Origin of the sequence: Kitasatospora sp. NPDC050463 (assembly GCF_040655255.1) — a bacterium.
GTDB lineage: Bacteria > Actinomycetota > Actinomycetes > Streptomycetales > Streptomycetaceae > Kitasatospora.
The window spans coordinates 20097-37483 of sequence record NZ_JBFAJO010000042.1 but is presented as its reverse complement, the minus strand read 5'-3'; the positions used below and the strand labels follow the sequence as shown (position 1 = coordinate 37483).

At 71.2% G+C, this 17387-nt stretch carries 19 protein-coding genes and 1 riboswitch; of the genes, 4 read left to right on the top strand and 15 right to left on the bottom strand.

The genetic code is table 11. The features are described from left to right. Positions 1 to 421: 421 nt before the first annotated feature. A complete protein-coding gene (locus AB0J08_RS25090) occupies positions 422 to 673 on the bottom strand; it encodes a WhiB family transcriptional regulator (protein WP_014138019.1) in 252 nt (83 codons plus the stop codon). A gap of 368 nt (positions 674 to 1041) precedes the next feature. Then, on the bottom strand, positions 1042 to 2013 hold the full coding sequence (locus AB0J08_RS25085; protein WP_360638442.1) for a diacylglycerol kinase family protein: 972 nt from the start codon (positions 2011 to 2013) through the stop codon (positions 1042 to 1044). Positions 2014 to 2063: 50 nt separating this feature from the next. Between AB0J08_RS25085 and AB0J08_RS25080 the strand changes: the two genes are divergently transcribed. Continuing rightward, a complete protein-coding gene (locus AB0J08_RS25080; RefSeq protein WP_360638439.1) occupies positions 2064 to 2492 on the top strand; it encodes a hypothetical protein in 429 nt (142 codons plus the stop codon). 46 nt (positions 2493 to 2538) lie between these two features. On the opposite strand, the gene AB0J08_RS25075 is transcribed toward AB0J08_RS25080, so the two are convergent. From AB0J08_RS25075 to sodN, 8 genes are all read right to left on the bottom strand, one after another. Next, a complete protein-coding gene (locus AB0J08_RS25075) occupies positions 2539 to 3552 on the bottom strand; it encodes an RNA polymerase sigma factor SigF (protein ID WP_360638436.1) in 1014 nt (337 codons plus the stop codon). 155 nt (positions 3553 to 3707) lie between these two features. After that, positions 3708 to 4118, bottom strand: coding sequence for an anti-sigma regulatory factor (locus tag AB0J08_RS25070; protein WP_093860582.1), 411 nt, complete (start codon positions 4116 to 4118; stop codon positions 3708 to 3710). Positions 4119 to 4423: 305 nt separating this feature from the next. Next, positions 4424 to 4900, bottom strand: coding sequence for a GNAT family N-acetyltransferase (locus AB0J08_RS25065; protein WP_360638433.1), 477 nt, complete (start codon positions 4898 to 4900; stop codon positions 4424 to 4426). Between the two features lie 9 nt (positions 4901 to 4909). Beyond that, positions 4910 to 5293 carry a nuclear transport factor 2 family protein gene (locus tag AB0J08_RS25060; RefSeq protein WP_360638430.1) on the bottom strand — a complete coding sequence of 128 codons (384 nt, stop codon included), beginning with the start codon at positions 5291 to 5293 and terminating at the stop codon, positions 4910 to 4912. A gap of 65 nt (positions 5294 to 5358) precedes the next feature. Next, positions 5359 to 6351: an ABC transporter substrate-binding protein gene (locus AB0J08_RS25055; RefSeq protein WP_360638427.1), complete on the bottom strand. Its 993-nt coding sequence runs from the start codon at positions 6349 to 6351 to the stop codon at positions 5359 to 5361. 8 nt (positions 6352 to 6359) lie between these two features. Further along, the gene (locus AB0J08_RS25050) at positions 6360 to 7160 is read right to left on the bottom strand and encodes an ABC transporter ATP-binding protein (RefSeq protein WP_360638424.1); all 801 of its coding nucleotides are present in this window, start codon (positions 7158 to 7160) and stop codon (positions 6360 to 6362) included. Beyond that, positions 7160 to 8236: an iron ABC transporter permease gene (locus tag AB0J08_RS25045; RefSeq protein ID WP_360638421.1), complete on the bottom strand. Its 1077-nt coding sequence runs from the start codon at positions 8234 to 8236 to the stop codon at positions 7160 to 7162. Before AB0J08_RS25045 ends, AB0J08_RS25050 begins: the two co-directional genes overlap by 1 nt. A 103-nt stretch (positions 8237 to 8339) precedes the next feature. Further along, positions 8340 to 8458: riboswitch (cobalamin riboswitch) on the bottom strand. Between the two features lie 101 nt (positions 8459 to 8559). Beyond that, positions 8560 to 8955 (bottom strand): superoxide dismutase, Ni, encoded by a 396-nt coding sequence (sodN, locus tag AB0J08_RS25040; RefSeq protein ID WP_360638418.1) that lies wholly within the window; start codon positions 8953 to 8955, stop codon positions 8560 to 8562. A 185-nt stretch (positions 8956 to 9140) separates the two neighbouring features. Between sodN and sodX the strand changes: the two genes are divergently transcribed. Continuing rightward, on the top strand, positions 9141 to 9581 hold the full coding sequence (gene sodX, locus AB0J08_RS25035) for a nickel-type superoxide dismutase maturation protease (protein ID WP_360638544.1): 441 nt from the start codon (positions 9141 to 9143) through the stop codon (positions 9579 to 9581). A gap of 16 nt (positions 9582 to 9597) precedes the next feature. On the opposite strand, the gene AB0J08_RS25030 is transcribed toward sodX, so the two are convergent. The 5 genes from AB0J08_RS25030 to AB0J08_RS25010 form a co-directional block, all read right to left on the bottom strand. Further along, entirely contained in the window at positions 9598 to 10191 is a 594-nt protein-coding gene (locus AB0J08_RS25030) for a CGNR zinc finger domain-containing protein (RefSeq protein WP_360638415.1), read from the bottom strand. 110 nt (positions 10192 to 10301) lie between these two features. Then, on the bottom strand, positions 10302 to 11102 hold the full coding sequence (locus AB0J08_RS25025; protein ID WP_360638412.1) for an amino acid ABC transporter ATP-binding protein: 801 nt from the start codon (positions 11100 to 11102) through the stop codon (positions 10302 to 10304). Then, the gene (locus AB0J08_RS25020; RefSeq protein ID WP_360638409.1) at positions 11099 to 12073 is read right to left on the bottom strand and encodes an amino acid ABC transporter permease; all 975 of its coding nucleotides are present in this window, start codon (positions 12071 to 12073) and stop codon (positions 11099 to 11101) included. Before AB0J08_RS25020 ends, AB0J08_RS25025 begins: the two co-directional genes overlap by 4 nt. A 36-nt stretch (positions 12074 to 12109) precedes the next feature. Further along, complete coding sequence (locus AB0J08_RS25015) at positions 12110 to 13036, bottom strand: ABC transporter substrate-binding protein (RefSeq protein WP_360638406.1); 927 nt, start codon at positions 13034 to 13036, stop codon at positions 12110 to 12112. A gap of 468 nt (positions 13037 to 13504) precedes the next feature. Continuing rightward, a complete protein-coding gene (locus tag AB0J08_RS25010) occupies positions 13505 to 14431 on the bottom strand; it encodes an ABC transporter substrate-binding protein (protein ID WP_360638403.1) in 927 nt (308 codons plus the stop codon). A 595-nt stretch (positions 14432 to 15026) separates the two neighbouring features. Here AB0J08_RS25010 and AB0J08_RS25005 point away from each other — a divergent pair. Next, positions 15027 to 16223, top strand: coding sequence for an NADP-dependent malic enzyme (locus tag AB0J08_RS25005; RefSeq protein ID WP_360638400.1), 1197 nt, complete (start codon positions 15027 to 15029; stop codon positions 16221 to 16223). 166 nt (positions 16224 to 16389) lie between these two features. Next, positions 16390 to 17352, top strand: coding sequence for a zinc-binding dehydrogenase (locus tag AB0J08_RS25000; protein ID WP_360638397.1), 963 nt, complete (start codon positions 16390 to 16392; stop codon positions 17350 to 17352). The last annotated feature ends 35 nt before the right edge of the window (positions 17353 to 17387 follow it).

Sequence of the window (17387 nt, the reverse complement as noted above, 5' to 3'; positions counted from 1 at the left end):
GTGTGACGGGGGCGTGCGGTCGGCGGGAGCGCCGGGTGCACACTCCTGCACCACCGCGCGCGGCTGCGTGAAACGGGGGCGGCGGCCGCAGGGGAACGGGTGCGGAAACAGAAACGAGGCCCTGTCGACCGGGGGGGGGGTGGGTCGACAGGGCCTCTCAACCCGTTCCGGCCGTCGGGGGGAGTCGGCCGGAACGGGGGCTCTGGGTGGTGCGACACCTCACCGATGCGTTGCACACGGTGAGCGCCTCAGCTCCACAATATTGCTCTAAGTGAACAGTATCAAGTGCCTGGGCGGCCCGGTGTCGCAGGACCGTGTCGAGCAAGGTCCTTTGTACGGAAGGCTTCGCCAGGAAGTGCAGGGAAGCCCTTGATCATGTGTTGATCGGTCCTACGGTCACTGCTGGTGTTACGGCGTGTGATCAGGCGGTGCGGGCGCGGTTGCGAGCAGCGCGGCGCTTCATCGCGCGACGCTCGTCCTCGCTCATACCGCCCCAGACGCCGGCGTCCTGGCCGGTCTCGAGCGCCCACTGCAGGCACTGCTCCATGACCGGACAGCGGCGGCACACGGCCTTGGCTTCCTCGATCTGCAGCAGAGCAGGACCGGTGTTCCCGATCGGGAAGAACAGCTCGGGGTCCTCTTCGCGGCAGACAGCGCGGTGGCGCCAGTCCATGGTCGTCCAACTCCTCCTGCCGCGGGGGTTGCCCGGTCGGCACAATCGATGGCTTGTGAATGTGAACGCTTTCACGAATCCCGCAACAGCAAAAGAGACCAAAGGCCCATCGGGCCCGGGTGGTCTGTGCTGGGGAGGGATTCGGCGATTCGAGGGACACCCCGCGGTCGGCACCCGCCAGGGTCTGTGGTTGCCGTCGCTGCGATGTGTCCCGATCGCCATGTAGAGGTTCGCAAACCTCGGGCCCGGATACAACCCCCTTCAGGGAGGAATTTTTGATTCTTCGGTGTCGCCTAGCTCACAGCCGGTACTTCTATGGAGTGAAGGGGGCTTGTGCGTTCGAGAAGAAGGGCGAACCCCCCTTCCGGTCACACAATCACACGCAGTGCCCGCCGTACGCCTGTGAAACTGACGCGACTCCTGTCTCCAAGGTGGTCCCCGTCCACCTGGAATGGGGCCGGTTCCTGCGAAACCAAGGTGAAGTGCCGAGCGTCGTGATAGGAGACGACGTGCTTTCCGGACGGGCCCGCGGGGGTGGTGCCATCGCTCGAAGGTGTGTGCGACCGCAGGATCTGACGGACCGTTCGAGCAGTGCCGAACGCGGTCATCCGGGTGATGCCGAAGACGTCGAGGTCCGTGTCGAAGGAGGCGAGCGGGGAGGGATGGACCGGGCGGTTGCCCAGGAACGTCCACGGCGAGGTGTTGCTGACTATGGCCAGCACCAGGCCGGGGACCGGCTCCCGGCCCGGAAGTTGCAGGGTGACCGGGCCCGATCGGCGCTGCTCACGCTGGGTGACGTAGTGCCGGAGCGCCTGGCCGACGTAGAGCGCGTGAGTGGACTTGCGCCCCGCCTTGCGCTGCTCCTCCACCCGGCCCACCACACCCGCGTCGAAGCCGAGGCCGGCGGTGAAGGTGAACCAGCGGTCCGGCAGCCCCTCGGTCATCGCCTTGCCCAGGCCGATCGGCCGCTCCCGGCGGCGCTCCAGCGCGTTCAGCAGGGCTCCGGTGGCCTCCACCGGGTCGTTGGGCAGCCCCAGTGCGCGGGCGAACACGTTGGTCGACCCCCCGGGCACCACGGCCAGCCGGGGGACCTTCTCGCCCGGGCCGTGCACCAGCAGTCCGTTGACCACCTCGTTGACGGTGCCGTCGCCGCCCAGGGCCACCACGAGGTCGACGGTGCCGTCCTCGACCGCCTCGCGGGCCAGGTCACGCGCGTGGCCGCGGTACTCGGTCTGGGCCACTTCCAGCTTGAGGTCGCTGCGCAGGGCGTGGATCAGGACATCCCTGGTGCGGCCACTGGTGGTGGTCGCTTTCGGGTTGACGACCAGGAGAGCACGCATGTGCTCAGCCTACGGGTCGGTACGGACCAACCGGCCGCTACCCTGCTGGAGTGACCGCAGAATCCTCCGCACCCGTACCCGTGCCCGGCTCCGACCGGCCGGCGGCCCTGACCGCGGGCGCCGCCATCACCGCCCTGGAGGGCGCCGCGCTCGCCGTCGTCGGCGTCTGGGACATGGTGTCCGCCGTGTCCGGCGACTCCAGGCAGCTCGCGCTGAACGAGTTCGGCGGCCTGGTGATCGTGCTGCTCGGCGTGTTGCCGCTGCTGGCCGCCCGGGCGCTGCTCAAGGGGCGTCGCTGGGGCCGCAGCCCGGCCGTGCTGACCAACTCGCTCTGCCTGCCGGTGGCGTACTACATGTGGCAGAGCGGCGGCACCATGGTGGCCGTCGGGGCCGTGATCGGCCTCTTCGGGCTGGTCGGCATCGGGGCCCTGCTCAGCCCGAGATCGACGGCGGCCCTCTACGCTCCGCACGAGGGCTGAGCGCAGAGGGCCGGAGCCGGCGGCCGCCGCTGAGCGGCCGTCAGTCCTACTCCTCCACCAGGAGCTTCTCCCGGAGCTGGGCCAAGGTGCGGGCCAGCAGCCGGGAGACGTGCATCTGGGAGATGCCCACCTCGGCGGCGATCTGCGACTGGGTCATGTTGCGGAAGAACCGCAGCACCAGGATCTTCTGCTCCCGGGGCGGCAGTTGGGCCAGCAGCGGCTTGAGGGACTCGCGGTACTCGACGCCCTCCAGCGCCTCGTCGGTGGCGCCCAGGGTGTCCGCCACGGCCGGCGACTCGTCGTCGCTGTCCGGGACGTCCAGCGAGAGCGTGGAGTACGCGTTGGCGGACTCCAGACCCTCCAGCACGTCCTCCTCGGAGATCCCCAGGTGCTCGGCCAGCTCGTGCACGGTGGGGGAGCGGCCGTGCCGCTGGGAGAGCTCGCTGGTCGCCGTGGTCAGCGACAGCCGCAGCTCCTGGAGCCGGCGCGGCACCCGGACCGCCCAGCCCTTGTCCCGGAAGTGCCGCTTGATCTCGCCGACGATGGTCGGCGTCGCGTAGGTGGAGAACTCGACCCCGCGTTCGTGGTCGAAGCGGTCCACCGACTTGATCAGCCCGATGGTGGCGACCTGGGTGAGGTCGTCCAGCGGCTCGCCCCGGTTGCGGAACCGCCGGGCCAGGTGCTCCACCAGGGGGATGTGCATCCGCACCAGCTGGTTGCGCAGCTCGACGCGCTCCGAGGAGCCCTCGGGCAGCGCGGACAGCCGGACGAACAGCGCCCGGGCCGCCTCCCGGTCCGGCGCACCCGAACGGTGCGGGGCCTGCGAGGGCACCGCACCGCGCAGCGCCCCGGCCGCGTCGTCGCGGGGCGCCGGGGACTCCGGAGCCTCGGACGGGGGCGAGGGCGTGGGCGACGGATCAGACGTCGGCTCGGTCGGCTGGCTCATCCGGTGGGCGTCCTTCGGGTGCGCTTCGTCGTTGGCGGCGAGGCCGGGAACGCTCGCCTGGGTCGGTACGGCAGGGCCCGCCGTCGCGAGGCCGGTACGGTCCAGATCACTCACGGCCATTCCCCCGTTCCGTTCCGGGAGCACCGGGACCTGGGGCGGTCCCGGATTCGTCTCGTTGGTCGTACCGCGTGGTGGGCGGTACCGGGAGCCGTCCGCCGGTCCGGGTGGTGCCGGGCGGACGGCTCTTGTTCGGTGCTGCTGCGGGGGCTCTAATGGGCGGCGGACCCGCCGCGCTTCTTGTGCAGGCTGATGGAGACGGTGTTGTCCTCGGCGACCGAGGACTCCACCTCGCCGGCCAGCGCGGAGAGCACCGTCCAGGCGAAGGTGTCCCGCTCCGGGGCCCGGCCGTCCGTGGTCGGGGCGGAGACGATGACCTTCAGCGAGTCACCCACCAGCCGGAACTCGCAGGAGAGGACCGACCCGGGCACCGCCTGCTGGAGCAGGATGGCGCAGGCCTCGTCCACCGCGATCCGGAGGTCCTCGATCTCGTCCAGCGTGAAGTCCAGACGGGCCGCCAGGCCCGCCGTCGCTGTTCGCAGCACCGAGAGGTAGGCACCCGCCGCGGGCAGCCGGACCTCCACGAAGTCCTGCACTCCGGGCTCGCCGTCGATCTGGGACACCCTCACCTCCTGGGTGACGCGCTGTGCTTCCGGGCCGGTGGCCGCGGCACTGTCTGTTGCTTGGCTCAACTGCTTCGCCCCAACTGTCCAGAGGGGTGGTGCGGTACGTACCGGTCATACCCCGGCAGGGGTGGTCGGACGCCGCGCATCCGCCCGAGACGTTACCGCTATCGGCGGGCGGATGTCGCGATCCGGTCCCGCCTTCACGGGAACGAGCGACACCGGGTGCGAGGGTCACTCATGGTAGGCCCTCGCGACGCAGGGTGGCAGCCCCCGGGCGGGACCGGCTTCGGTGGTCCGGGCGGTCAGCGGGTGCCGGCGACGATGAGCGCCCGGTCGGTGAGCCGGTGGACGGTCCAGTCGTCCATCTGCACCGCGCCGAGCGACTTGTAGAAGTTGATCGAGGGCTCGTTCCAGTCGAGCACCGACCACTCCACCCGAGAGTAGCCGCGCTCGACGGCGATCCGGGCCAGCTCCAGCAGCAGCGCCTTGCCGTGGCCGCCGCCGCGCGCCTCGGGGCGGACGTAGAGGTCCTCCAGGTAGATCCCGTGCGTCCCGCGCCAGGTCGAGAAGTTGAGGAACCAGACCGCGAAGCCGACCGGCTCGCCGGTGGTGTCGTCCTCGGCGATCAGCCCGAACACCGCCGGGGCGGCGCCGAACAGGGCCTCGCGGAGCTGTTCCTCGGTGGCGACCGCCTCGTGCGGCGCCTTCTCGTACTCCGCGAGTTCGCGGATCATGGTGTGAATGACCGGGACATCGGTGACTACGGCGGTGCGGATCATGCCACGAGCCTACTTGGCCTGCTCGTCCTCGTCCCAGGCCTGGATCGAGGTCTGGTCGACGATCCGGCCGTCCCGCAGGTCGGCGACCGAGGTGACCAGCACCTGGACCCCGTCGGGATAGCGGCAGGACTCCATGAACGCGAGGCGGTCGCCGTCGAGGACGACCCGTTCCAGCTTGTGGCTCAGCTCCCGGCTGTAGACGTCGTTCAGCATGGCGCCGATCTCGTCCAGGCCGTGCATCACCAGGGGGTGACTGGGCTGGGTCTTGCGGTCGACCATGCGCAGTTCGGCGTCGTCCGCGTACAGCGCCAGCAGCGCGTCGGCGTCGCTGCGCTCGATGCCCTCGCGCAGCGCCCGGGTGTCGAAGGCGGACGGCGCGGCCATGGTGGTCATGTTCTCGCTCCTCCGGTCGGTTCCGTCGGCTGGTACCTCCGAGCGTACGCCCGCCGTGCGGCGGCTCAGCCGGTCGTCACGCTACGCAGGTACGCCGCGAGCGCCGTGATCGCGGCCGGGTTGCGCGGGCTCTCCACCAGGTCCACGTAGTCCAGGACGAAGATCCGGCCGTCGCGGACCGCGGAGACGCCCGCCAGCGGCGGGAAGGACGTGAGGAACTTCCGCTTGGCCTCGGCGTCGGGGGAGCCGTAGTCGTTGATGACGATCACCTCGGGGTCGCGCTGGACCACGTTCTCCCAGCCGACGGTGGTCCAGGAGTCGGCGAGGTCGCCCGTCACGTTCTCCCCGCCGGCCTTGGCGATGATCTCCTGGGGCGCGGCGAACTTCCCCGCGGTGTACGGCTTGTCCTCGCCGCTGTCGTACAGGAAGACGCGCGGCCGGCGCCCGGGCTGCGGCACGGCGGCGACCTGCGCCCGGAACTCGGCGACCAGCTCGTCGGCCCGGTCGCGGACGTCGAAGATCTCGCCCAGGTTGGCCAGATCGGTGTAGAGCGCGTCCAGCGGGGACATCACCCCGCGCTCGGGGCCTTTGCCGCTGCGGCAGGACTCGCTGAGCACGTAGGAGTCGATGCCGAGGCCGGCCAGCGCCTGCGGGGTGAAGCCGCCGGCCTCGTCGAACCCGTAGTGCCAGCCGGCGAAGACCAGGTCGGCCCGGGCCTCCAGGGCGATCTCCCTGGTGATCTGCCGCTTGGAGAGCCACCTGGTCTGCTGGTAGCCGTCCTTCCAGGCCACCTTGTCGACCTGGCCCTTGTCGTCGGGCATCACGTAGCCGGCCATCCGGTCGGCGAGCCCGAGCGCGAGCATCAGTTCGGTGATGCCGACGTCGTTGGTCACCGTCCGGGCCGGTTTCCGCTCGAAGGTGACCTCGGTGCCGCAGTTGTCGACGGTCACCGGGTAGTGGGCGGAGCCGGCGGCTTCCCCGGCGGGCGCGATCTCGGCGCCGCAGGCGGTCAGTGCGAGGGTGAGCAGGGCGGCGGTGGCAACGGCCTCGGTGCGCATGGGTCTCCTCAGCGGGGGGAGTCGGCGGGGGCGGGGGACGGCCGGTCGAGCCGGTCGAAGAGCAGTTGGACGGCGCCGGTCTCCGGGTGTTCCACGGGGGTCGCGCGGACGCCGAACACCTCGGCCAGCAGGGCGGGGCGCAGGACGTCGGCGGGCGCCCCGGAGGCGACGATCCGGCCGGCCGCGATGACGTACAGCAGGTCGCAGTGGCCGGCCGCCAGATTGAGGTCGTGCAGCGCCGTGAGCACCGTCGCACCGGCCTCCCGGACCAGCGCCAGCACCTCCAACTGGTGGGCGATGTCTAGGTGGTTGGTGGGCTCGTCGAGCACCAGTACGCGGGGCTCCTGGACCAGCGCGCGGGCGATCAGCACCCGCTGCTTCTCGCCCCCGGACAGGCTCAGGAAGCCGCGCCCGGCCAGGTGGCCCGCGCCCACCCGGGCCAGTGCGCCGGCGCACCGCCCGGCGTCCCCGGCGGTCGGCCGGGCGAAGCCGCCGCGGTGCGGCAGCCGGCCCATGCCGACCACCTCGGCCACCGTGAAGTCGAACTCGGCGGAGTGCTCCTGCGGCAGCGCGGCCACCCGCCGGGCGGCCTCGCGCGGGGCGAGCGCGTGCAGGTCCTCGCCGTCCAGCCGGACGGCGCCGGCGGCGGGCCGCAGTGCCCGGTAGACGCAGCGCAGCAGCGTCGACTTGCCGCTGCCGTTCGGCCCGACCAGGCCGACCACCTGTCCGGCGGCGGCGCCGAGCGTGACGTCGTGGACGAGCCGGGTACCGGCCAGGTCGACCGTGACGGCGTCGATCGCGAGATCCATCAGCGGCCTCCGAAGGTGTAGCCGCGACGGCGCATCAGCAGCAGGAAGCAGGGCACTCCGAGGACGGCGGTGACCACTCCGACCGGCAGTTCGGCCGGCGCCAGCAGGGTGCGCGAGACGATGTCCACCCAGACCAGCAGCAGCGCGCCGGCGAGCGGCGCGACCAGCAGCACCCGGCGGTGCCCGGCGCCGACCAGCATCCGGGTCAGGTGCGGCACCATCAGGCCGACGAAGCCGATCGCGCCGCTGACCGCGACCACGGTGCCGGTGACGGCCGCCGTCACCACGAACAGCTCGCGGCGCAGCCGGTCGCCGTCCACCCCGAGCGAGGCCGCCGTCTCGTCGCCCATGGCGAGCGCGTCCAGCCGCCCGGCGGCGCAGGCCAGGTAGGCGAGGCCGGCCAGCACGGTGGCGGCGGCGATCGGGACGGACCCCCAGGTCGCCCCGCCGAGGCTGCCGAGCAGCCACATCATGGCGCTGCGGGCGGCCTCGCCGCGGGCGGCGCCGAACACCATCAGCGCCGTCACCGCCGAGAAGCCGTAGGACATCGCGGTGCCGGTCAGTACCAGCCGCAGCGGAGTGAGCCCGTGGGCCGTCCGGGCGGCGGCGTACACCAGGACCATCGCCAGCAGTGCGGCGGCGAACGCGGAGACCGAGATCGCCCAGACCCCGAGCGAGGCGAAGGCGCCCAGCAGCAGGACGGCGTTGGCGCCGACCGAGGCGCCGGAGGAGATGCCCAGGACGAACGGGTCGGCGAGCGCGTTGCGGACCATCGCCTGCACCGCGACCCCGGTGGTCGCGAGCCCGGCGCCGACCACGGCGGCCAGCACGGTGCGGGGCAGCCGGATCTCCCAGACGATCGCGTAGGCGGCGGCCTCGCCGGCCTCCAGCCGACCGCCCGTCAGCCCGGCGCCCAGCAGCCGCAGGACGTGCGCCCAGCCGAGCGCGGAGGAGCCCAGGGCGACGCCGCAGACCAGGGAGAGCAGCAGCGCCGCGACCAGGCCGGCGGCCAGCGGGACGACGGGTGTTCGACGGGCCGTCCGTTCGGGGGCCGGTGCGGTCACTGCGGTGCTCACGGGCGGCGCGCCTTCGCCTCGGGCCACGGGCGGCAGCGAGGCGGCGCGCCCGGGCGGCAGGGCTGCCGGGGCGCCATCCCCTCGCAGTCCACGGCGAGTTGTCGGGAGATCGGCGTCCCAGGGCGATCGGGCTCGCGGGCACAGGGCTCCGCCCACCGTTGCGGGTCAGCGCCGGATTCACACCGGACTTCTCCCTCGGACGCCCGGGCAGCATAACAAGCGCTAGGGCTTATCAACCCTTACCGGTGGTCCGGGGGCCCGAACGCGCGACCGCCCCCGTCCGGCGGTCCGGACGGGGGCGGTCGGCGGTGCCTGATCGGGGATCAGGCCTGCTTGGTCTCCCAGAAGATCTTGTCGACCTCGGCGATCAGGTCGAGCAGGGCCTGGCCGGTGGCCGGGTCCGTCGACGCCTTGGTGGCCGAGGCGGCCTTCAGGGTGTCGTTGATCAGCTGGTGCAGCTGCGGGTACTTCTCGAAGTGCGGAGCCTTGAAGTAGTCGCTCCACAGGACCGAGATGTGGTGCTTGACGGCCTCGGCGCGCTGCTCCTTGATGATCAGGGCACGGGTGCGGAACGCCGGGTCCTCGTTGGCCTGGTACTTCTCCTGGGTGCCCTTCACCGACTCGGCCTCGATCCGGGCCTGGGCGGGGTCGTACACGCCGCAGGGCAGGTCGCAGTGGGCGTGGACGGTGGCGCGCGGTGCAAACAGACGAGAGAACATGGGAGTCCTTCCTTAGATCGTCTTCCCGCGCCCGAGATTACCCTTCCGGCCACCGGGTTTCGCGGCCGGGCGGCGGGCCTAGGGCAAAAGGTGGAGCCGGAACCGGGCCAATTCGGGCATCGGTCGACGGCGGTCCGTACGGCAGACTGGGACGCGGCGAGCCGGGAGGAGCAGGCGTGGCGCGGATGGCGGAACCGGAGGGCGGCACCCCGGGGGGTGGCGCGCCGTTCGGGCTGATCGACGTGGCGGGCCCCTCGATGGTGCCGACCCTGCGCGAGGGTGACCAACTGCTGGTCCGGTACGGCGCGCGGATCAGACCGGGGGCGGTGGTGGTGTTCCGTCACCCCCTCCAGCAGGACCTGCTGGTGGTGAAGCGGGCCGTGGCGCGGCGGGCGAAGGGCTGGTGGCTGCTCTCCGACAACCGGCCGGTCGACAGCGACAGCCGCAGCTACGGCGCCGTCCCGGACGAACTGGTGCTCGGACGGGTGCTGTTGCGGCTGCGCCCGCGCCCGGCCTGGCTGGCCCCGGGCCGCCGGCTGGAGCGCCTGCTGCTCACCGGTCGGCCGGCCCGGATCCCGGGCCTGGCCCGCCGGCTGGGCGTCTGGGTCGACCCCGACGAGTTCTAGGCCCCGGGTCGGCCGGTCAGCCCTGGCCGGCCGGCGCCGATGCCTCCTGGGCCTCCTGCCGCTTGCGGGCCCGGTACGCGGCGACGTTGGCGCGGGTGGCGCACCGGTCGGAGCAGTACCGCCGGGAGCGGTTGGTGGAGGTGTCCAGATAGGCGTTGCGGCAGGGGGAGGCCTGGCAGATGCCGAGCCGGTCGGCGCCCAGCTCGGTCAGGTGGACGGCCAGCCCCATGCAGGCGACGGCGCTGAAGTGGGCGGTGGCGGTCGCCGAGTTCTCGGCGAGGTGCAGGTGCCAGCGCGGCCGGCCGGCGTCGTCCAGGTAGTCGTGCCCGGAGACCAGCGGGCTGACGGGGTACTCCATCAGCAGGCTGTTCAGCAGGTCGACGCCGCGGATCTCGTCCCCCTCGGCGGCGGCCTCGAAGACCCCGCGCAGCCTGGTCCGGACGGCCCGCAGCCGCGGCAGGTCCGACTCGTCGGCGAGCGCGGCGGCCCGGGAGGATTCGGAGAACAGTGACCGCACCGCCTCCACCGAGGTCAGCGAGTCGGTGCCGCGCTCGGGCTCCTCGGTGTTCACCAGCCGGACAGCCCTTTCGGCGTACGAGGCGAGCTCCACGGTGGTCCTTCCAGGTTCGGTAACGGGCTGATTGCCTCCAGCCTATTACCCGGGCGGGGAAAACGTCGGCGCCCGGCAGGACCGGCCTGCCGGGCGCCGTGCGGCTGCGCTCAGAGCACCTTGGACAGGAACGCCCGGGTGCGCTCGTGCTGGGGGTTGGTGAGGACGTCGCGCGGGTTGCCGGACTCGACCACCACACCGCCGTCCATGAAGACCAGCGCGTCGCCGACCTCGCGGGCGAAGCCCATCTCGTGGGTCACCACGACCATGGTCATGCCCTCCTCGGCGAGGCCGCGCATGACGTCCAGGACGTCGCCGACCAGCTCCGGGTCGAGCGCCGAGGTGGGCTCGTCGAAGAGCATCAGCTTGGGCTTCATGGCGAGCGCCCGGGCGATCGCCACCCGCTGCTGCTGGCCGCCGGAGAGCTGCGAGGGGTAGTTCTTCGCCTTGTCGGCCAGGCCGACCCGCTCCAGCAGCGCCATCCCGCGGTTGCGGGCGTCCGCCTTGGACTCGCCCTTGACCTGCACCGGCGCCTCGATGACGTTCTCCAGGGCGGTCATGTGCGGGAACAGGTTGAAGCGCTGGAACACCATGCCGATGTCGCGCCGCTTGAGCGCGACCTCGCTCTCCTTGAGCTCGTAGAGCCGGTCGCCCTTCTGCCGGTAGCCGACCAGCTCGCCGTCGACCCAGAGCCGGCCGGCGTTGATCTTCTCCAGGTGGTTGATGCACCGCAGGAAGGTCGACTTGCCGGAGCCGGACGGGCCGATCAGGCAGAACACCTCGCCCTGCTTGACCTCCAGGTCGATGCCCTTGAGCACCTGGACCGTGCCGTAGGACTTGTGGACGTCCTCGGACCGGACCATCGGGCCGCCGTTGCCGGCGTCGGCGGGGGTCTTGGTCAGATCGGTCATACGTGACCACCTCCCTCGAGCCCCGGGACCACGTCGGCGGTGGTCTTCGGGGTGGGCTTCCCGGCGAACAGTCTCCGCAGCCGCTGGATCGGCGTGGGCGGGAGCGTCCGGTTGGAGCCGCGGGCGTAGTGCCGCTCGATGTAGTACTGGCCGATGGTCAGCAGCGACGTGAAGAACAGGTACCAGAGGCTGACCACGATCAGCAGCGGGATGTTCTGGTAGTTCCGAGAGTAGATCACCTGGCCGGCCCGGAAGATCTCCTCCAGGGAGATCACGCTGACCAGCGAGGTGGTCTTGAGCATCGAGATGGTCTCGTTGCCGGTCGGCGGGATGATCACCCGCATGGCCTGCGGCAGCACGATCCGGCGCATGGTCTGGAAGCGGCTCATGCCGAGCGCGTGTGAGGCCTCGCTCTGGCCCTCGTCGACCGACTGGATGCCGCCGCGGACGATCTCCGCCATGTAGGCGGCCTCGTTCAGGCCCAGGCCCAGCAGGGCGGCGACGAAGGTCGGGATCAGCACGTTGGTGGACTCGGACCAGAACTCCGGTCCCCACGGCACGCCGATCGAGAGCTTGGCCCAGATCAGGCCGAGGAAGTTCCAGAACACCAGCTGCACCAGGACGGGCGTGCCGCGGAAGATCCAGATGTAGATCCACGCGGTGCCGGAGAGCAGCGGGTTGGGGGAGAGCCGCATCACCGCGAGGATGATGCCGCCGACCACACCCATGAGCATGGCGAGCGCGGTCAGCTCCAACGTGACGAGCATGCCGTGCACGATGCTGTCGTGGAAGAGGTACTTCCCGACGATGTCCCACTTGAAGGCGGGATTGGTGAAGAGGGCGCTCAGCAGCATCGCCGCGAGCAGGGCGATGACGACGGCGCCCGCCCAGCGTCCGGGGTGGCGGACGGGGACGGCCTTGATGGTCTCAGGCCGTCCCTTCGTCGCCTTCCCCTTGTCCAGAGAGTTCACGGTGTGGCCTCGGGGGAGAGAGAGTCAGACGGAGGGTCAGCTGACGGCGCCGTTGACGGTCGACTTGTCGATCGCCCCGGCCTCGACGCCCCACTTGGAGAGGATCTGCTTGTAGGTGCCGTCGTCGATCAGCGACTGGACGGCGGACTGGACCGCGGGGGTGAGCGCCGAGCTCTTGGCCAGCGCGATGCCGTAGGGGGCGGCGTCGTAGGTGGCGCCGAGCTTCTCCAGCTGGCCGCCGGACTGCTTGATCGCGTAGTCGACGACCGGGGAGTCGGCCATCATGAGCTGGTCGCGGCCGGAGACCACCGCGTTGGTGACGTCGGTCTGCAGGTCGAACTTGTCACCGTCGTTGACGATGCCCGGCTTGCCGGCCTTGGCACAGGCGGGGTTGCGGGTGTCGGTGATCTCCTGCGCCTGGGTGGTGCCGGTCTGGACGGCGACCTTCTTGCCGCACAGGTCGTCGGCGTTGATCTTGTCCGGGTTGCCCTTCTTCACCGCGATGGCACTGCCCGCGTTGAAGTACGTGACCATGTCGACGGTCTGTTCGCGTTCCTTGTTGTCCGTCAGGGACGACATGCCGATCTGGAACTTGTTCGACTGGATGCCGGGGATGATCGCGGTGAAACCGGAGTCCTGAACGTCGACCTTGAGGCCGAGCTTGGCCGCGACGGCGGTGATCAGGTCGACGTCCATGCCCTCGATCTTGCCGTTGTCGGCCTTGAACTCGTTGGGCGCGTACGAGGCGTCCGAGCCGACCGCGAGCTTGCCGGCGGACTTGATGTCGGCGGGGACGAGGGCGACCAGCTTGTCGTCGGCCTTCACCTCGTTGACGGTCGCGCTGGCGTTGGGGGCGCCGGTGCTCTCGTCCTTGCTGCTGCTACAGGCGGTCATGGCGAGGGAGACGGACGCGAGTACCGCGCCGGCGGCGAAGAGACGGGTGCGCGGGGTACGGGCGGTCATGAGGGGGATCTCCTCCTGAGGGAGAGGTCGGGCGGAGCGCGCCGCGGGGAGCGGCACACCGGGGCAGCAGGCCGTACGGCGCTGTACGGGGTGTATGTCGCTGTACGTCGTCGAACGGGCAGAGCCGGTCGTGCTGAGCCTGGGCAGGGGTCGCGCAGGGTGGTGCGTGGTGCGTCTTCCGCCACCCTCCGCCGAGGTGGACGTTGATCGAACCGCCTCGACCAGTGGCCGGCCCGATCGGAGATGGGGGGAATCCTGCCATCTGATGACGGTCGGATGGCCCTCATTCAGATCAAAATCGGATAACGGGGGGTCACGCTGTCCGCTATTCGGACTAATAAGGTGCCCCTGTCACCCTGCGTATAAGTATGCAGATCTCCCTGCGCTCTGCCCGGAGGCCCGCCCGTGTGACCTCCGGATGGGGCCGCCGGGTTGGAGCCTCCGGGTGGGGCCGCCCGCGTCGGCCGCTCAGATCCCGCCGTTGACCACCGCGTTCTGGGCCGCGCCCGCCGCGACGCTCCACTTGGCGAGGATCTTGTCGTACTCGCCGCTGCGGATCAGCTGGTCCACCGCCTTGGCCAGCACGTCGCGCAGCTCGGTGTCGTCCTTGCGCACCGCGATCCCGTACGGGTTGGACTTGGACTGCGCGCCGGTCACCTCGAAGCGGTTGCCGCCGTCGGTGGTTTTGGCCGCGTAGGCGGCCACCGGGAAGTCGTTCAGGCCGGCCGCCGCCGCGCCGGAGGCGACCTCGGCCAGCGCCTTGGCGTCGCTGTCGAACTTGTGGACGGTCAGCGGCTTGCCGCTGCGGCCGCAGGCCAGCACCTGCCGGGTGACGATCTCGTCCTGGGTGGTGTTCTGCTGCACCGCGACGACCCGGCCGCACAGGTCGTCCAGGGTGCGGACGCCCTTGGGATTGCCCTTCTGGACCACGATCGAGGTGCCGGCGATGAAGTAGTCCACGAAGTCCACGCCCGGGCTGACCTGCTTGCCCGCGTCGTCGAGGCCCTCGCGGCGCTGGCGGACGTCGCTCAGGCCGGACATCGCCACGTCGAACTGCTTGGCGTGCAGGTTCGGTATCAGCTTCTCGAACGGGGTGTCGACGGTCTCGATCCGCAGGCCGAGGATCTTGCCGACGGCATTGGCGATGTCGGGGTCGATGCCGTCCGGCTTGCCCTCGACGCCCCGGAAGTCCACCGGCGCGTAGTTGAGGTCCGAGCCGATCCGGAGCACTCCGGCACTGTGCTGTGCCTTGGGGATCCTGCTCCGGAGCTCCTGGACCGGATCCTTCGCGGCGGCCTGCTCGTCGCCGCCGCAGCCGGTCAGCAGCAGGGCTCCCGCCGTGCTCAGGGAGAGGGCCGCGGCGGCCGGTCGGCGGGGGTGGGCACGGTGGGGCATGAGGGTGCTCCTGTGGGAGGTACGTGGTGTCGCCGCGCCGTCGCGGAGGTGTACGCGAGACGGCGGAACAAGGGATCCTCCCATCCCGACCTGCCGGTCCCGGCGGCGGGTGTGTCAGAATTCGGTACCGGGTGACCCCCGATGCTCGAACCGGACCACCGAGTCGCGACAGGCTCGGGGTGCGAAGGAACGGAAGTCCACGACGCCGACTCCGTATCCGAGGCACCGCCTCCCCGTCGTGTCCGGGTCCACTCCTGCGAGTGCGCGTGCTCGTTCGCCGTTCGCCGCCACCGGAGCCCGGTGTGCCGGACGCCAGGCGCCGACTTTTGGCCGTGGTGCGGATGACGGGCGCGCGACGAGGACGAAAAGGCATAGGTGCGATGCCGTCGTCCGACCTACGCTCGGCCGGGAAGAAGTAGCAGTACAGCTCAGGCTCAACAGGTACAAAAACCCTCACCCGAGGGCGCGGCCCCGACGGCGGCGCCCCGATCCAGCCCATCCCGGGTCCGCCTCGGCGTACCCGGTTTCAAGTTTCCGGCCGGGTCGTCCGCCCGTCGGCCACGCGTTCTCGCTGATCAATGACGAAGAGGTCATCGTGGCAGCGGAGATCATCCACAGCAGCACCCAGGACACCGACGATCCGGTCGACGCCGTTTTCGCGCTCCACCGCGGCGGCAAGATGGAGGTCCGGGCGACCGTTCCGGTGCGCGACGCGGACGACCTGTCCCTCGCCTACACCCCCGGCGTCGCGCGCGTCTGCACGGCCATCGCCGAGCAGCCCGAGCTGGTGAACGACTACACCTGGAAGGCCAACACGGTCGCCGTCGTCACCGACGGCACCGCCGTGCTGGGCCTCGGCGACATCGGCCCGGAGGCCTCGCTGCCCGTCATGGAGGGCAAGGCCATCCTGTTCAAGCAGTTCGGCGGTGTGGACGCCGTCCCGATCGCGCTCGCCTGCACCGAGGTGGACGAGATCGTCGAGACCGTCGTCCGGCTGGCGCCCTCATTCGGCGGCGTCAACCTGGAGGACATCTCCGCACCCCGTTGCTTCGAGATCGAGCGTCGCCTCCAGGACGCGCTGGACATCCCGATCTTCCACGACGACCAGCACGGCACCGCGATCGTCACCACCGCGGCGCTCTGGAACGCCGCCCGGGTGACCGGGCGGGAGATCGGCACGCTGCGTGCCGTCATCTCCGGCGCCGGCGCGGCCGGGATCGCCATCGCCAAGATGCTGGTGGCCGCCGGCATCGGCGACGTGGCGGTCTGCGACCGCCGGGGCGTCGTCCACGAGGGCCGCGGCGACCTGACCGACGTCAAGGCCGAGATCGCCGCGCAGACCAACCGGACCGGCCTCAAGGGCTCGCTGGCCGACGCGCTGGCCGGCGCGGACGTCTTCATCGGCGTCTCCGGCGGCACCGTGCCGGAGGAGGTCGTGGCCACCATGGCCGAGGGCGCGTTCATCTTCGCGATGGCCAACCCGACCCCGGAGATCCACCCCGAGGTCGCGCACAAGTACGCGGCGGTCGTCGCCACCGGGCGCAGCGACTTCCCGAACCAGATCAACAACGTGCTGGCCTTCCCCGGCATCTTCGCCGGCGCGCTCCAGGTCCGGGCGAGCCGGATCACCGAGGGCATGAAGCTGGCCGCCGCCAAGGCGCTGGCAGGCGTGGTCGCCGACGAACTGACGCCGCAGAAGGTGATCCCCTCGCCGTTCGACGAGCGGGTCGCCCCGGCCGTCACCAAGGCCGTCGCCGAAGCCGCCCGGGCCGAGGGCGTCGCCCGGCGCTGACGCGTGCACCGGGAGCGCCCCGCCGTAAGGGGCGCTCCCTCCCGGCCCCCGCTCCTCCCCCCGAGCCAAAGGCGAGTGGGGGCGAGTGGGGGCGATCGCGGTCCGGGACGCGCGTCACATTCACGCGTGGTTCCGGGCCCCGGCCGTCGCGGCTATCGTCCGGACCATGTTTGCTGCCTACGCCGCACGAATCGACGCCGACGACCCGCTGAGCGGGCTGGAGCTGGGCGAACTCCCCGAACCGCAGGCGCGCCCCGGGTGGAGCGTGGTCACGGTCAAGGCCGCCAGCCTCAATCACCACGACCTCTGGTCGCTGCGCGGGGTCGGTCTGCCCGCCGAGAAGCTGCCGATGATCCTCGGCTGCGACGCGGCCGGCATCGACGAGCACGGCAACGAGGTGGTCCTCCACTCGGTGATCGGCCAGAGCGGCCACGGGGTGGGCCCGGACGAGCCGCGCTCGATCCTCACCGAGCGCTACCAGGGCACCTTCGCCCAGCGGGTGGCGGTGCCGACCTGGAACCTGCTGCCCAAGCCGGCCGGGCTCAGCTTCGAGCAGGCCGCCTGCCTGCCCACCGCCTGGCTGACGGCCTACCGGATGCTGTTCACCAACGCCGGGGTGAAGCCCGGCGACACCGTCCTGGTGCAGGGCGCCGGCGGTGGCGTGGCGACCGCGCTGATCGTCCTCGGCAAGGCCGCCGGGCTGCGGGTCTGGGTCACCGGCCGGGACGAGGCCAAGCGTGCCCGGGCCGTCGAGCTCGGTGCCGACGCCGCCTTCGAGAGCGGTGCCCGGCTGCCCGAGCGGGTGGACGCGGTGATGGAGACGGTCGGCGCCGCCACCTGGGCGCACTCGGTGAAGTCGCTGCGTCCGGGCGGCACCGTCGTCATCTCGGGGGCCACCTCCGGCCCCAACCCGAAGACCGCCGAGCTGAACCGGATCTTCTTCCTGGAGCTCAGGGTGGTCGGCTCGACCATGGGCACCAAGGAGGAGCTGGCCGGGCTGCTCTCGCTCTGCGCCACCGCCGGGGTCCGGCCGGTGATCGACTCGGTCCTGCCGCTCTCCGAGGCCCGGGAGGGCTTCGCCCGGCTCGCCAAGGGCGATGTCTTCGGGAAGATCGTGCTCACCCCCTGAACGCCGCGGGCCGGCGCTCCCGCAGGAGCGCCGGC

Excerpts from the sequence above, each read along its gene's own strand:
- AB0J08_RS25090 (WP_014138019.1), bottom strand. The coding sequence starts at position 673 with ATGGACTGGCGCCACCGCGCTGTCTGCCGCGAAGAGGACCCCGAGCTG.
- AB0J08_RS25085 (WP_360638442.1), bottom strand. The coding sequence starts at position 2,013 with ATGCGTGCTCTCCTGGTCGTCAACCCGAAAGCGACCACCACCAGTGGC.
- AB0J08_RS25065 (WP_360638433.1), bottom strand. The coding sequence starts at position 4,900 with ATGATCCGCACCGCCGTAGTCACCGATGTCCCGGTCATTCACACCATG.
- AB0J08_RS25060 (WP_360638430.1), bottom strand. The coding sequence starts at position 5,293 with ATGACCACCATGGCCGCGCCGTCCGCCTTCGACACCCGGGCGCTGCGC.
- AB0J08_RS25055 (WP_360638427.1), bottom strand. The coding sequence starts at position 6,351 with ATGCGCACCGAGGCCGTTGCCACCGCCGCCCTGCTCACCCTCGCACTG.
- AB0J08_RS25050 (WP_360638424.1), bottom strand. The coding sequence starts at position 7,160 with ATGGATCTCGCGATCGACGCCGTCACGGTCGACCTGGCCGGTACCCGG.
- sodN (WP_360638418.1), bottom strand. The coding sequence starts at position 8,955 with ATGTTCTCTCGTCTGTTTGCACCGCGCGCCACCGTCCACGCCCACTGC.
- sodX (WP_360638544.1), top strand. The coding sequence starts at position 9,141 with ATGGCGGAACCGGAGGGCGGCACCCCGGGGGGTGGCGCGCCGTTCGGG.
- AB0J08_RS25025 (WP_360638412.1), bottom strand. The coding sequence starts at position 11,102 with ATGACCGATCTGACCAAGACCCCCGCCGACGCCGGCAACGGCGGCCCG.
- AB0J08_RS25015 (WP_360638406.1), bottom strand. The coding sequence starts at position 13,036 with ATGACCGCCCGTACCCCGCGCACCCGTCTCTTCGCCGCCGGCGCGGTA.
- AB0J08_RS25010 (WP_360638403.1), bottom strand. The coding sequence starts at position 14,431 with ATGCCCCACCGTGCCCACCCCCGCCGACCGGCCGCCGCGGCCCTCTCC.
- AB0J08_RS25000 (WP_360638397.1), top strand. The coding sequence starts at position 16,390 with ATGTTTGCTGCCTACGCCGCACGAATCGACGCCGACGACCCGCTGAGC.